We start from the raw sequence: 13,073 nt of genomic DNA, 5'->3' as shown, positions 1-13,073 counted from the left end.
TGAATAGATGAACGTGTTGCAACCAAGTAGAGGAGGGAACGATTATGGCGGAAACAGCTACAGCTCCCAAAAACGTGAAATTAATCATCACCCGCCAGGACGATGCCAACAGCCCGTCCTATGCCGAGGAATTTGAGCTTCCTTACCGTCCTGGCATGAACGTGATCAGCGCCCTGATGGAAATTCAGCGTAATCCGGTGAATGCCAAGGGTGAAGGCACGGTGCCGGTCTGCTGGGATTCGAACTGTCTGGAAGAGGTGTGTGGTGCCTGCTCCATGGTAATCAACGGCAAGCCACGACAGGCCTGTGCCGCGCTGATTGATAATCTGGAGCAGCCGGTGCGTGTAGAGCCGATGAAGACCTTCCCGGTGGTAAGGGATTTGGTTATTGACCGCAGCCGGATGTTCAATGCGCTGAAGAAGGTCAAGGCCTGGATTCCGATCGACGGAACCTACGATCTGGGACCCGGACCGCGTATGCCGGAGAAGAAACGCCAATGGGCTTATGAATTGTCCAAATGCATGACCTGCGGCGTCTGTCTGGAGGCCTGCCCGAATGTCAATGAGAAGACCAATTTTATTGGTCCGGCGGCGATCTCCCAGGTGCGGCTGTTCAATGCCCACCCTACTGGCGAGATGAATGCAGATGACCGGCTGGATGCGATCATGGAGGACGGCGGAATCGACGGTTGCGGCAACTCTCAGAACTGCGTCAGCGCCTGCCCCAAAGGCATTCCGCTGACCACCTCTATTGCCGAGATCAACAAGCAGACGACCAAGCATATGTTCAAACGCTGGCTGGGTGTGTAAGACCGCCCAGGTAATTCCGTACAATAACCGTTGCTACTTAGGCCTCCGTATGATAAGAGCATCAAAGACTCAGTACCTTGATAGCCTCATAAGTCGAGATCCACTGATTTAGTTGCGAAAATGAATCTAATTTCGGGTTTTGAGCGTAAAAGAACTGATTTACTCGAAAATGTTGCAGATTCGCACTTATTTGCTCCCTGACAAGGGTTTCGGTGGAATTTAGTTGCAGTTTCGCACCTATTTACTCCGGAAGGTCCAGGGCAACACGCTAATTCTCGCGGGGACCCTAAGTAGTAACTAATACCCAAGCTATCCCGGGCAGATCCTTGCCGTCGGGGATAGCTTTTTATTTGCCGGCATATAGATAAACCAAGCTGACCCGAAGCAGCCGGAGCTGGGTCATTTCCGGATAAATGGGGTAACTAATTAGACTGTGGCCAATACAGAGATCGCACCAGAATATGTTATAATATCCAGAGTCAGAGAAGAATAGAGCGGAAACATCCAGGGAGGTATAACGGTGATTGTTAGAGAGCAGGATGATGTTGTAATCATGATGAAGCAGCATGACCATGGTCTTCTGGCCGGGGATCTGGCCAGATATTTCAAAGAAGAGCATGTGCCGGAGGAGGGGCGCCGGGAAGAGGTGCTGCACGCGATTGGCCAGCATGACAGAGGCTGGATTGATCTGGATGAGACTCCCTTCTGGAATGATGCGGAGAATGCGCCCTATAGCTTCATGGATTTCCCCGTCGTGCCGAAGCTGAATTTCTATAAGAAGGGCCTGGATGAGATTGAACAGGACACCCTCTACGGGGCTCTGCTGTGCAGTCTGCATTTCGAACGTTTAATAGAGGTGTCGAGTGAACAGGGACCCGAGCTGAGCCTGTACCAGGAGCGTGAGGCGGAGCGCCGGGCGCGGATTCATCGGGAGCTGGAAGAGACGCGGCCGCTCGGGGAGGATGAGCTGTATTACGATGCCCGGCTGCTGCAATTCTGTGATGACCTCTCGCTGTATATGGGTCTGAATGAGCCGGGAAGCCCGAAGTCGGAGGAGCATCCGTGGTGGGTGGATGGATTCTCAGGCAGCGAGGATTTCAGCTTCACCTCAGGCCGTGTGATCAGCACGGAATGGAAGGATGCTTCGACGCTGGTGCTGGACCCGTTTCCTTTTTCCCAAGATGTAGAAGTGGCCTATAAGCTGCGCAAGGTGCCGAAATCGGAGATTAAGCTCAAAGGGATAGCTCTTGCCTACAGTGAAACTCCAGAGGAAGAATACCGGATCACGGTCGCTGGCCAGCCGGAGTAAGCTAAACTGGAAACAGGAGTGGTATATAGATGGCCAAATGGATCTGGGCAGGCAATGTAGTTATTCTGCTGCTGCTGGTGCTCTGGTTCTATCGATGGAAGCTGAAGTGGCTGACTAAAGGGACGGTATTGGCCCCGATCCTGCTGTATGCCTTGGTATCGCTTGAGGATCTGCTGGGATGGATCGATTTGAACGCCATTGTCCCGGGCAGCGGGGACCTGCGTGGTCTGATATTGATCTTCTCTCTGGCTTCAGTGCTGTTCTATATCCTCTTTATCTTCCATCAGATCAAGGAGTCCAACAATCAGGAGATTGAGCTGCGGCAGACCTTGAGCCGGATCAGTGTGGCCGCCTTGTCCTGCATTCTCTTTTTTACGGTGGTCTATACTTCAATATACAAGTTGTTTGGTCAGTCTTCATTCCAGGGAACTAGGCTTGGGGAGGATCTGCTGAGCCAGCTGATTACCTTCCTGTATTTCAGCGTGGCTACCTTTACAACGGTTGGTTACGGTGACATTGCGCCGATAGACAACACCTCGCGGCTGGTGGTGGTCATGCAGATCTGCTTCAGCTTCATTACTGTGGCTTATGCCTTGTCGATGCTGGGCTTGTTCCGCAAGATTCTTGGCCCCCATTCCGAACAAGAAGTGGAAGAAGAAATCGCAGCTGCAAAAGAAGCGGAATAGCGCGATTTCCAGTTACTGCTTAGGATTCAGCCAGGATTTAGAGTGTTGCCCTGGAACCTTCGGAGTAATTAGATGCAAAACTGGTTACTACTTAGGACCCGGGTTTTTCCCATATAGATTTGAGCGTTCTAAGCCCAAACACATAGGTGGCTATGGGGAAAATCTACCGTTAACTCCCAGCTAGTGTTTGGTTTTCATGACATATAGGGAAAAGTTACCACTAAATTGGCTTTCGAGGGCATTATGAAGCGGATAGCACGTAATTAGCGGTAGAAACTCCCTATAACTCCATCGAATCCCCATTCTGAGACCAACTAGCGGTAGATTTTCCCTATAATTTTTCGTTAGGCCTAAGTAGTAACCAAAACTGCAACTAATTTCCGCCGAAACACCCATTATCAGGATAATAAGTGCAAATCTGCAACTAAATTCGAGTAAAGCAAGCTTATTACGCTCAAAATCATAAATTAGGTGCGTTTTCGCACTTATTTCCTCCAACACAGAAAAAAACGACTAAATAGATGCAGTTTCGCAACTAATTCTTTGGACTGGAGATATGAGACTCTATAAGATGAACTTAAGAATGAAACGGTGTAGTTGTCAGAATGCCTGGTGCATAGGGCTACCCGGACCACTCGAATATAACATTCTTAAGTTCACATTCTCTGTCATGGAACTGAATCTGAAGTGTTCTTATCATACGGAGTCCTAAGTAGTAACGGTTTCCAATGATAATAGTCTAATTCAACTGCAAGAAAGGAGAACTTCCCTATGAGAAACCATTTGTCCGGGGGCTCTCCCGATCGTGATTCTATAAACCAATCTGCCAAACCGAAGATTACCCGGCGCCAATTTCTGGCCAGAGGTGCAGCAGGCCTGCTGGGAGCCGGCCTGCTGACTGGCGGGTATGCCTGGCAGGGAGAGCCGAATTGGCTGGAAGTGACGAGCGTCGAACTGGCGTTTCCTCAGCTGCCTTCCGCTTTTGCCGGAACAACCATCGTCCATTTCAGTGACACGCATCTGGGCTTCAACAAGGATGCCCGGGACATCGCCTCTCTCGCTGAACAGATCCGTAAGGTTTCGCCTGACCTCATCTGCTTCACCGGGGATATCGTGGACAGCGAGCCGGAGGATCTGGAAGAGTCGGTGGCAGAGCTGGCGGAGCTTCATGCTCCCTTGGGTAAATATGCGATTCTGGGGAATCATGATTATAAGAATACAGAGAAGGTCACGGGGTTACTGCAGGCTGCCGGTTTCAAGGTGCTGAGGAATCATTCGTATCTGATCAAGCAGGGCGGTTCAGTGATGGCTGTGGCGGGCCTGGATGACCAGCTCCACGGGAAACCCGATCCCGAGGCGGCACTGAAGAATATTCCGCCGGGAACCTTCACTCTGCTGCTGATGCACGAGCCGGATTATGCCGATACTGCGCAAGCCTACCCGTTCCATCTCCAGCTGTCCGGCCACAGCCATGGCGGACAGATCCGCCTGCCGCTGCTGGGAGCGCCCTTCACCCCCTACGGATCGCTTAAATACATAGCAGGCTTGTATTACACAGAAGAGAAGGGAATGCCGGTGTATGTGAACCGGGGCTTCGGCGAGACGTACATGCCCTTCCGGCTGCTCTGCAGACCGGAACTTACGGTGCTTACCCTACGCAGGGCTTAGCATGACAGAGATTGCTTGAAGGGAGGAGAAGCGCAGTGCTTACTTACGAGCAAGCGGAGTTTAAGCAGCAGCAGGGTGCGGCAGTGGAAGTGAAGGCCTTGGCAACAGACGATACCTGCAGCCTGCGGCGGTTGCTCTCCCACCCGGAAGTGAATCCACATATTCTGTTCCGCAGTGGTCCGGCTTCGCAGCAGGCCAGTGTGGATAAGCTGGTGCAGCGGATGATGTATACTTATGATCCTTGTGCCCTGCACGCCGGAATTTATCTGTTGGGTCTGCCGCAGCTGCTGGGAACGGTCTCTCTGCAGAACTGGAACCGCCGGGAAGGGACCGCTACGCTGGGTTATATGCTGGACCCCGCCTGCTGGGGCTGCGGATTGGCTACAGAAGCGGTAGGCCTGCTGCTTGACTACGGGGTGCGTGAGGCAGGAGTTACCCGGGTTGAGGGGCGCTGCAGGGGAGACAACACCCGCTCGGAGCGGGTGATGATCAAGAACGGAATGCTGCTGGAGCGGCAGATGCCTGTAGTGGGTTCACCAGGCGATGTAATGAAAGTATACGCACTTGTTACACAAATGAAATAATGCCGTTATGAAACTCTAACAGTGTCCGGTTATACTAAACACATGACCCCCTTTTAATAATATACTGCTTTGGGACCCGCGGATGCGGGTCCATTTTTTTGTGTTTTATTGCATGTGCACGATAGAATAGAAGCATATAGAACGTGAACTTAAGAATGTTACAAACGGGGTTGCCAGGAAACTCTATGCATCAGGCTTTCTGGCAACCCCACTACTCCATTCTTAAGTTAATCTTATATAGCTTACACCTACACTTAGGAGGAATCACTGTGAACGAAACCTTGAAATTATTAAAAAACCACCGGTCCTACCGGCAATATACAGAGCAGCCGGTTGAGCCGGAGAAATTAAAGGCCATTATTGAAGCTGCACAGGCGGCCCCATCCTGGGTTCATGGGCAGCAGGTATCGATCATCGCTGTCCGCAGTCCACAGCGCAGGCAGCAGCTGGCGGCACTTAGCGGCAACCAGCAGCATGTGGCCGACGCGCCGGTGTTTCTGGTATTCTGCATGGATTTCTATCGGGCCAAGCTGGCTTGTGAACTGGAGGGCCAATCCTTTGAGGCGGCAGCCGATGTAGATCTGCTGCTTGTGGGCGCTGCGGATGTAGGTATTGCCTTGGCGAACGCGGTGGCTGCCGCAGAGTCGCTGGGTCTGGGTATTATTCCGATTGGTGGCGTCCGCCGCAACACAGGGGCTGTGATTGAGCTGCTGCAGCTGCCGCAGTACGTCTTTCCGGTTGTAGGGCTGTGCGTCGGCTATCCCGCGGGTGAGGTTCCTCAGAAGCCCCGCCTTCCGCTGGAGGCGGTCTATCACGAGGAACAGTATGATATGCAGATGAGCGGCCAGCTGGCAGCGTATGACCAGACCTTCCGCGAATTTCAGGAGGCTCAGGGTTTGACAGCCCGGACTTGGACCAGTGTGATTGCCCATTTCTATGCGGCTAATCCGCAGTATGGCGATGCCGGCCGCACACTGAAGCAGCAGGGCTTCACCTGCGGAAATCTATAAGCAAGGATTAGAGTGAACTTGGCAGGGGCTATAGCGGGACGGATACCTTCTGCTTCTGCTTGTAATAAACCCAATGCGTGAAGCCAATCTCCTTCAGCCGCGCCGCTACGGCGTCGCGGTCTTCCGCTACACGGGAGGGCTTGTGCGCATCGGAGCCGAAGGACACATCAACGCCATAATGCAGAGCGCGCTCCAGTATGGCATCCGCAGGATACCAGCCGCCGCACAGCTTGGTGCCCCCGACGTATTGATCTCGATGGCAACGCCACACTCTGCAATCACCTGCAGGCATTCATCAATCGGGCCGGGAGCTGCGATGTCGGCAAAAGCGGGATAGTTGCCCTTCATGGCATCTATATGCCCCAGAATCTGGAACATGCCGCTGCGGGCGGACTCGGCGATCAGGTGGTAGTATTCGCTTTTGACAGCCAATTGCTCACGCGGACCGAGGCCCTTCCAGCGCCCTTTATTGAAGATGCTGACTCCGCCAATACTATGCACGGAGCCAATAATATAATCGAACGGGTAAGCGGCCAGCGTGCTGCGATACAGCTCGCGGTGTTCGGGGAAATAATCGGACTCAATGCCAAGCAGGACATCGATGACGCCTTCGTATTCCTTTTGCAGTAAAAGTACTTCATCGACATAACGGCTGAATTCCGATTTGGCCATCGCAATATGTGGAAAAGCCTGCTCGGTAGGACTGCCGAAATAAGGCGTGTGGTCAGAAATGCCTATAACGTCCAACCCGGCGGCGATTCCGGCTTCAATATAATCACGGATAGTTCCGTTGGCATGGCCGCAGCGGAAATGATGGGTATGCAGATCAAATTTCAAAGATGAACATCTCCTTTGGCCTGGTTAATTATTCTGAGCCGATAAATTGGGTCTCGGGCATACCCTTGAGATCGCTCAGGAACTGCCTCATGGCAGAATTGACGTATTTGCCTGATTTCGTAATGACACCGACGGGATGGGTGACCTCAAGCTCGATAATCGGCACAATCTTCAGGGTACCTGCCCGGACTTCAGCTGTGACGGACTGCTTCGAGATCACGGCTGCGCCCAGATCAAGCTCCACCATCCGTTTCACTTCCTCGCTGCTGGTCAGTTCCATAATGACTTGCGGCTGGATGCCGTGCTTCGCCAATACATCATCAACAAATTTGCGTCCAACCGTATCAGGCGAGAGCAGGATCAACGGTGTTCTGCCGAGCGCTTCAATGCCCGCCGTTTTGACTTGAGCCAGCGGATGACGCGGGGAGACCACCAGCTCGAAGGTATCATAATATAAGGTGGAGGTGGTCATTCCCGGATTTCGCCCGATCAGGTAACCGATGCCGACATCGACCAGACCGTTCTCAACTTGCTGGTAAATCTGCGACGACGACATGGAGGAGATAGAGGTTTTGATATGAGGGAACTGGTCCTGGAAATAAGACAGGATGCGCGGTAGGATCTGGATGGCTATGGAGGTGGTGGTGCCCAGAATAATGTGACCCTGGGGGTTGTCCTCCAGATCGGCGAGCCGCTGCTTCAGCTCCTCGACAATCGTGACAATCTGTTCGGCATGATCCAGAAAAACCTTGCCCCGGTCCGTCAGCGTAACCGGCTGGTTACGGTCTACCAGCTGTGTTCTGAATTCCTCCTCAAGACTCTTGATCTGCGCGGAAACGGCAGGTTGGGTCAAATTAAGCAATTCGCCCGCTTTGCGGAAGCTCATCGTTTTGGAGATGGTGATCAAAGTCTCCAATTGACTGATGTTCATGGATTACCTCCCTTGACTGCTGTATTATGTTCTATTTGTAGTGATATCTTACGCTCCATGTTGGCATTTGATTAAATTATAGGAGATTACTCCCGGCAGAGCAATGATGCCGCCAAAACTATATTGACTTTGGATTCGACAAACCCATTAATTTTTGGTGAATTGTGCCGATATATAAAGTATAATAAACCAATATGCCTGGGACTTTTGGTATAGACTTAAAGCCCGGTAAAGGGGGGACGACACTTTCATGAAAGCAGAAGTAATTAACCCGTTTCTAGAGTCTGCACGCATTGTTATTGAACAGGTGATTCAGGTCTCGCCGTCCACCGGTATTCTGGGCATCAAGGAGATTGAGCTGATCGATAATCATATATGGATTCAGGTGGGAATGACAGGACAGCTGTCCGGGAATATTATCTTTGGTCTCGCTGAAACTGTAGCCTTGAAGATGGTATCGGTAATGATGGGCGGCTATGCAATTACAGAAATGGACGAGATGGGCCAGAGTGCTATCTCCGAGCTGGGCAACATGATCAGCGGGAATGCGAGTACAATCCTGTCCAATCAGGGAGTGTCGGTTGATATTACCCCGCCGCAATTTATGAAGCTGGAGAGCATGTCCTTTCTGCCCCGCAGGGCGCTGAGTATTCCGCTGCTGATGGAGGGTATTGGAGAACTGGACATTCAGGTAATGATCTCTTAAACCAGAAGCGCGGGGAGTTGAAACCATTCCATGGATTTACAAGATAAGGTGATCGTGATTACCGGGGCATCAAGCGGTATCGGTGCACTTACCGCGCAGATGGTCAGCAGACGGGGAGCGGTTCCCGTTCTTGTGGCCCGCTCTGAAGACAAGTTGAAACAGACGGCGGCCGGGATTCCGGGCGTTTTTGGATTGTACACCTGTGATGTAGGCGATGAAGTTGCGGTAAAGACTGTTTTTGCCAAAATCCTGGCGGAATACGGGAAGATTGATATATTGCTCAATAATGCCGGTTATGGCAAATTTGCCGCTTTCTCTGAGATGGAAGCCCATGAATTTGCCGATATGATGGATGTGAACTATATGGGCATTGTCCGCTGCACTCAAGCGGTGCTTCCGTCCATGCTGGAGCGGAGAAGCGGGCAGATCATTAATCTGGCCTCGATGGCCGGTAAGATCGGCACAGCCAAATCGGTTGCCTACACAGCGACCAAACATGCGGTGCTCGGCTTCACCAATGCGCTGCGCCAGGAGCTGCGCGGGAGCGGAGTGATCATCTCGGCGGTTAACCCCGGACCGATTGCGACCGATTTCTTTAAGACCGCCGACCCTTCAGGCAACTATGAGAAGAGTATGGCCAGGTTCATCATGACCCCGGAGTATGTGTGCTCCAAGATCATCAAGGTAATGGAGAAAGGCAAGGAAGAACTGGATCTTCCAAGGCTGGCCGGACTGGGCATCAGGCTGTATGGCCTGTTTCCGCGCTTCGCAGATAAGCTTACATACAAGGCATTGAACAAGAAATAAGGCAATGTGCAGAATTAAGCGGCCTTCCATTTGGTGGAGAGGCCTTTTTGGCATATAATAAAGATATTATCTCAAGCGAAAAGGATGAAATAAAAATATGACTAAAGCTTCTTTTGCGGCCATCGGCATACAGGATGACCTGGTTGCCAGATTGTCGGAATTCGGCATCAACGAGCCTTCCCCGGTACAGGAGCAGACGATTCCGCTTCTGCTGGAGGGCAGGGATGTGCTTGCCGCCTCACAGACAGGAACAGGCAAGACGCTGGCATATCTGCTGCCGCTGCTGCAAGGCATCAATCCGCAGCAGAAGGCAGTGCAGAAGCTGGTACTGGCGCCTACCCAGGAGCTGGCGATGCAGATTCTGCGCGAAGCGGAGCGCTACGGCGCTGGCCGCGGTATCCGCATGATGGCGCTGATCGGTGGAGCGGCGATGAAACGCCAGATCGACAAGCTGCGTGACCATCCCCAGCTGGTAGTAGGCACACCGGGTCGAATCAGAGAGCTGATTGGGCTGAAGAAGCTCAAGATGCATGAGGTCAATAGCATCGTAATTGACGAGGCAGACCAGATGTTCCAGCTGAGCGGAGCCGGCGAGGTCACGAAGATCGTTGCCAGTGCGCTGCGCACGCGCCAGCTGGTGATGCTCTCTGCTACGATCGGACCTGAGACGAAAGCACTAGCTTTTAAGGAAATGAAGAACATGGCTGAGATCGGCATTGATCCCGGAGTGATGACCGCGCAGAGCCTGGAGCATCATTACGTGGTGGCGGAGGAACGCAACAAGATTGATATGCTGCGTCGAGTAATCCGCCATTATAACCCGGAACGGGCGCTCGTATTCGTTAATGCCAACGAAGATATCCGTGAGGTGGAGAGCAAGCTGAACCATCTGGGACTTAGCGCGGCGGCGCTGTTCGGAGATGCGGATAAGGTAACACGCGCCAACGTGCTGACCCGCTTCCGGCATGGGAAGGTTAAGGTTCTGGTTGCGAGTGACGTGGCCGCGAGAGGGCTCGATATTGAGAATCTGACGCTGGTGATCAGCTTCGATCCGGCGTTTGATTCCGAGCATTATGTGCACCGGGCAGGCCGCACAGGCCGTATGGGCCGCAAGGGTTTGTCGGTGACGCTGGTCACGGAGCAGCAGACCTTCATCATGCGCAAATTCGCCAAGGAGCTGGATATCGCGCTCGATGAGAAGGAGATGTACGCGGGCAAGGTGCTGAGTGCAGAGGAAGCACGTAGCACGCAGAGCAGCGGACGCCCTGCGGGAGCGCCAGGCGGATCGCGCGGCAGTAGCCGCGGTGAGGGCGTTGGCCGTGGCGAAGGCAGTAGCCGCGGTGAGGGCGTTGGCCGTGGCGAAGGCAGTAGCCGCGGTGAGGGCGTTGGCCGCGGCGAAGGCAGTAGCCGCGGTGAAGGCGTTGGCCGCGGTGAAGGCGTCGGCCGTGGCGAAGGCGGCAGCCGTGGCGAGGGCGGCAGCCGTGGCGAGGGCGGTGCAGCCGCGCCGCGCAGCGGCAAGCCGCCGGTGCGGACGGCGGGAGTGCAGCCGTCCGGCGGGCAGGCCGCCGCGAAGAGTGGCGGCGCTTCCGCAGGCAAGCCGCGCGTCAGCAGCGCGGAGCGTGAACGCCAGCGCAAGAACAAGGGTGCGCCGAAGTGGCTGAAGAACAAAACTCCGAGAGGTGAGGGTCAATGAGCGATGCTCCCGTATTGCAGGTAACGGAATTAAGCGGAGGTTACAGTCTCAATAAGCCGGTCCTGCATGATATTAATCTGCAGGTGCAGCCAGGTGAGATGATTGGGCTGATTGGCCTGAACGGGGCAGGCAAAAGCACAATCATGAAACATATCCTCGGTCTGATGTCGGCCCATAAAGGTGAGATCACTGTTCGGGGTAAAACCCGGACAGCAGATCCCGAGGGCTACAACGGCGCATTGTCTTTTGTGCCAGAATCCCCGCTTTTATATGAGGAGATGACGGTGCGCGAGCATGTTGAATTTACGGCCAGAGCCTACGGGGTGGACCAGAACGATTATGAGTCGCGCAGCCTGCAGCTGGCCAGGTTGTTCCGCATGGAGGACAAGATGGATACGCTATCCTCGCATCTGTCCAAAGGGATGAAGCAGAAGGTGATGATTATGTGCGCTTTTGTAGCCCGTCCCGCACTGTATGTCATTGATGAGCCTTTTCTCGGGCTGGACCCGCTCGGGATCCGCTCGCTGCTGGACTTTATGCTCGACCTGAAGAAGTCCGGCGCGTCGATCCTGCTCAGCTCTCATATTCTTTCTACCATTGAGAACTATTGCGACCGCTTCATCGTGCTGCACCAGGGCCGGATCATTACGTCAGGTACGCTGGCAGAGATTGCAGCGTCCAGCGGGCACCAGGGCCTGACCTTGGAGCAGTTGTTCTACGAGCTGGTTCAGGGAGGCGAATAAGATGGACTTGAAGGAGCTGCGCCGGAAGCGGCGCGGCCGGTTCATGGGAAGCCTGCTGCCGTATGTCGGATACATTATCCAGAGCGGTGTGGCTATGGTATTCCTGTTCGGCCTCATCGTATTCACCGCCTGGTATACCTCGCTGCTTCAGAATGTCCCGGACGGGCTGCCCATCCGCTGGATTATGCTGGTTGTGCTGCTGCCAGCCGCTGTACACAGCAGCTTCCGGACGTATCTGGAGCGGCCGGATACTATTTTCCTGCTGCCGCAGGGGTACCGGATGAATGAATATTTTGCCCCTTCGTGGGTGAGCGGGAACTTCTGGAAGATTCTGCGGCTCGTCTTCGTACTGATTACTTTGTGGCCGCTGTACATACGCAGTGATGAGCAGCCCAAGCAACTGCTGGTTACACTTCTGGTGCTGGTAGGCATCAAAATCATTTCGAGCTATGGGCTATGGCGCGAAGTGACGATGCTGTCGCGTCCGTCTGCAAGTGCCTTCACGCTACTGCGCTGGGCGGTGGGCGGACTAGCGGTTGCGGCCTGGTTCTGGCAGCCGTCACTGCGGGGATTGATCTTCATCGTGCTCTTGTACGCTGCATACGTAGCGGCCTTGTCTGTGCCGGGACGCCATGCGGTGCCCTGGGAACGGCTGATTACAATGGAGAAGAACCAGGGGGCACGCGCGCAGATGGTCTTGGGCTGGTTCGTCGATGTGCCCGGCCGGGCGCAGCGGGTATACCCGCGCCGTTACCTCGCCAAATGGGGCAGCGGCTTGAAGTGGGGGCCGGCTTCGGCCTATCGCTACTTGCTGACCAAAAGCTTCGCACGCGGCGATATTATGGCCATCGTGCTGCGTATAGCGCTGCTGGCTGTGCTGCTGGTCTGGTGGAACCGTACCAGCTATATCGGCAGCGCCATTTATTTGTTCTTCCTGTTCGTTATGGGTGTGCAGCTGACCGCGCTCCGCAAGCTGCACAGCGAATCGTTCTGGCTGACCGTATACCCGCTTCCGCAGGGCAGCAAGTCCAGCAGCACGACACAATTTGTGTTTCGCGCGCAGCTGCTGCTGGCGCTGTTCACCGGGCTGCCGTTCCTGGCTTCACTGGGCAGCTGGACTGTTCCGGCTCTGGGGACGCTGCTGGCCGGGGCCGTAATAGCTTATCTGTTCAAGACGTTTGCGGAGCGGAAGGAAAAGCAGCCTAATGAGGATGATCTCTAATTCAGAGTTGTCCCGTTAACCTGCCAGCAATTATTTGCAATTCGAAGCTACAAGCCAAAAACCAGCAG

At 53.9% G+C, this 13,073-nt stretch carries 12 protein-coding genes and 1 pseudogene; 11 read left to right on the top strand and 2 right to left on the bottom strand.

What is annotated here, in order from left to right; genetic code table 11:
* Positions 1-44 precede the first annotated feature (44 nt).
* The 6 genes from sdhB to B9T62_RS25925 all read left to right on the top strand — a co-directional run bounded on the left by sdhB (position 45) and on the right by B9T62_RS25925 (position 6,066).
* Positions 45-809, top strand: a complete 765-nt coding sequence (sdhB, locus tag B9T62_RS25955) for a succinate dehydrogenase iron-sulfur subunit (protein ID WP_087917930.1) — start codon at positions 45-47, stop codon at positions 807-809.
* A gap of 520 nt (positions 810-1,329) precedes the next feature.
* Positions 1,330-2,118, top strand: coding sequence for a DUF3891 family protein (locus B9T62_RS25945; RefSeq protein ID WP_157794014.1), 789 nt, complete (start codon positions 1,330-1,332; stop codon positions 2,116-2,118).
* Positions 2,119-2,147: 29 nt separating this feature from the next.
* Positions 2,148-2,804, top strand: coding sequence for a potassium channel family protein (locus B9T62_RS25940; protein WP_087917927.1), 657 nt, complete (start codon positions 2,148-2,150; stop codon positions 2,802-2,804).
* 771 nt (positions 2,805-3,575) lie between these two features.
* A complete protein-coding gene (locus B9T62_RS25935) occupies positions 3,576-4,472 on the top strand; it encodes a metallophosphoesterase (protein ID WP_087917926.1) in 897 nt (298 codons plus the stop codon).
* A 35-nt stretch (positions 4,473-4,507) separates the two neighbouring features.
* Positions 4,508-5,056, top strand: a complete 549-nt coding sequence (locus tag B9T62_RS25930) for a GNAT family N-acetyltransferase (RefSeq protein ID WP_157794013.1) — start codon at positions 4,508-4,510, stop codon at positions 5,054-5,056.
* A gap of 269 nt (positions 5,057-5,325) precedes the next feature.
* Positions 5,326-6,066 carry an NADPH-dependent oxidoreductase gene (locus tag B9T62_RS25925; protein WP_087917924.1) on the top strand — a complete coding sequence of 247 codons (741 nt, stop codon included), beginning with the start codon at positions 5,326-5,328 and terminating at the stop codon, positions 6,064-6,066.
* A 28-nt stretch (positions 6,067-6,094) separates the two neighbouring features.
* Here the strand turns inward: B9T62_RS25925 and B9T62_RS25920 are convergent.
* Together B9T62_RS25920 and B9T62_RS25915 are read right to left on the bottom strand one after the other, a co-directional pair.
* Positions 6,095-6,903, bottom strand: a pseudogene (locus tag B9T62_RS25920) (histidinol-phosphatase).
* Between the two features lie 28 nt (positions 6,904-6,931).
* The gene (locus tag B9T62_RS25915) at positions 6,932-7,834 is read right to left on the bottom strand and encodes a LysR family transcriptional regulator (protein WP_087917923.1); all 903 of its coding nucleotides are present in this window, start codon (positions 7,832-7,834) and stop codon (positions 6,932-6,934) included.
* A 250-nt stretch (positions 7,835-8,084) separates the two neighbouring features.
* Here B9T62_RS25915 and B9T62_RS25910 point away from each other — a divergent pair, with 250 nt between their 5' ends.
* The 5 genes from B9T62_RS25910 to B9T62_RS25890 all read left to right on the top strand — a co-directional run bounded on the left by B9T62_RS25910 (position 8,085) and on the right by B9T62_RS25890 (position 13,005).
* Complete coding sequence (locus B9T62_RS25910; protein ID WP_087917922.1) at positions 8,085-8,540, top strand: chemotaxis protein CheX; 456 nt, start codon at positions 8,085-8,087, stop codon at positions 8,538-8,540.
* A 30-nt stretch (positions 8,541-8,570) separates the two neighbouring features.
* Positions 8,571-9,347, top strand: coding sequence for an SDR family NAD(P)-dependent oxidoreductase (locus B9T62_RS25905; RefSeq protein ID WP_087917921.1), 777 nt, complete (start codon positions 8,571-8,573; stop codon positions 9,345-9,347).
* Between the two features lie 97 nt (positions 9,348-9,444).
* Positions 9,445-11,040, top strand: coding sequence for a DEAD/DEAH box helicase (locus B9T62_RS25900; protein ID WP_087917920.1), 1,596 nt, complete (start codon positions 9,445-9,447; stop codon positions 11,038-11,040).
* Positions 11,037-11,783 carry an ABC transporter ATP-binding protein gene (locus tag B9T62_RS25895; protein ID WP_087917919.1) on the top strand — a complete coding sequence of 249 codons (747 nt, stop codon included), beginning with the start codon at positions 11,037-11,039 and terminating at the stop codon, positions 11,781-11,783. The genes B9T62_RS25900 and B9T62_RS25895 overlap by 4 nt, the downstream gene beginning before the upstream one ends.
* A 1-nt stretch (position 11,784) precedes the next feature.
* On the top strand, positions 11,785-13,005 hold the full coding sequence (locus B9T62_RS25890) for an ABC transporter permease (RefSeq protein ID WP_087917918.1): 1,221 nt from the start codon (positions 11,785-11,787) through the stop codon (positions 13,003-13,005).
* Positions 13,006-13,073 lie beyond the last annotated feature (68 nt).

This window comes from Paenibacillus donghaensis, from assembly GCF_002192415.1.
GTDB lineage: Bacteria > Bacillota > Bacilli > Paenibacillales > Paenibacillaceae > Paenibacillus_AQ > Paenibacillus_AQ donghaensis.
The sequence above is the reverse complement of the archived record's forward strand: the minus strand, read 5'-3'. Positions and strand labels throughout refer to the sequence as shown.

Coding starts and splice junctions, on each gene's coding strand:
- B9T62_RS25890 (WP_087917918.1), top strand. CDS start 11,785: ATGGACTTGAAGGAGCTGCGCCGGAAGCGGCGCGGCCGGTTCATGGGA.
- B9T62_RS25940 (WP_087917927.1), top strand. CDS start 2,148: ATGGCCAAATGGATCTGGGCAGGCAATGTAGTTATTCTGCTGCTGCTG.
- sdhB (WP_087917930.1), top strand. CDS start 45: ATGGCGGAAACAGCTACAGCTCCCAAAAACGTGAAATTAATCATCACC.
- B9T62_RS25905 (WP_087917921.1), top strand. CDS start 8,571: ATGGATTTACAAGATAAGGTGATCGTGATTACCGGGGCATCAAGCGGT.
- B9T62_RS25915 (WP_087917923.1), bottom strand. CDS start 7,834: ATGAACATCAGTCAATTGGAGACTTTGATCACCATCTCCAAAACGATG.
- B9T62_RS25910 (WP_087917922.1), top strand. CDS start 8,085: ATGAAAGCAGAAGTAATTAACCCGTTTCTAGAGTCTGCACGCATTGTT.
- B9T62_RS25935 (WP_087917926.1), top strand. CDS start 3,576: ATGAGAAACCATTTGTCCGGGGGCTCTCCCGATCGTGATTCTATAAAC.
- B9T62_RS25900 (WP_087917920.1), top strand. CDS start 9,445: ATGACTAAAGCTTCTTTTGCGGCCATCGGCATACAGGATGACCTGGTT.
- B9T62_RS25895 (WP_087917919.1), top strand. CDS start 11,037: ATGAGCGATGCTCCCGTATTGCAGGTAACGGAATTAAGCGGAGGTTAC.